This window comes from Pectobacterium jejuense, from assembly GCF_026800125.1.
Lineage (GTDB): Bacteria > Pseudomonadota > Gammaproteobacteria > Enterobacterales > Enterobacteriaceae > Pectobacterium > Pectobacterium jejuense.
In genome coordinates this window covers 1-651 of record NZ_JAPQKX010000034.1, presented here as the reverse complement: position 1 = coordinate 651, position 651 = coordinate 1, and the positions used below count along the sequence as shown (strand labels likewise).

Genomic DNA, 651 nt, shown 5'->3' with positions numbered 1-651 from the left:
CGGCCCCCGGTGCAACGCTATGCCGGGGCGCATATTGAGGCGAGGCTGGACAGAGAACTGACCGACAGGCTGAAGACGCTGAGCCGGCGTCACGGCTGCACGCTGTTCATGACGCTGCTGGCCGGCTGGTCACTGCTGATGAGCCGGCTGTCCGGGCAGGATGAGGTGGTGATCGGCACGCCGGTGGCCGGGCGCGGGCGGCGCGAGATCGAATCGCTGATCGGGATGTTCGTCAATACCCAGGCGCTGCGGGTGGATCTGTCGGCGTCGCCGGATACCGGTGCGCTGCTGGCGCAGGTGAAGACGGCAGCGCTGGAGGCGCAGAGCCATGCGGATATTCCGTTCGAGCAGGTGGTGGAGGCGGTTGCGCCAGCCCGCAGCCTGTCGTACAGCCCGCTCTTTCAGGTGATGCTGGCGCTGCAAAACACGCCCGATAACGCTCTGCGTCTGCCGGCGCTGACCCTGTCGCCGCTGGCGAATGCGGCCACGACGGCCCAGTTCGATCTCAGTCTGTCGCTGAGTGAGGATAATGGCGCGGTGCAGGGCGTATTGATTTATGCCACTGCGCTGTTCGATGAAGGCACGGTACGGCGTTATCTGGGGTACTGGCAGGCGCTGCTGCGCGGCATGGCGGATAATGCTGACCAGCCG

Annotated in this window: 1 protein-coding gene; it reads left to right on the top strand. The window is 65.7% G+C overall.

Annotated elements, in window-relative coordinates; genetic code table 11:
• The coding region (locus NXT09_RS22320) for a condensation domain-containing protein (protein WP_268581192.1) at positions 1-651 on the top strand (651 nt) is incomplete at both ends.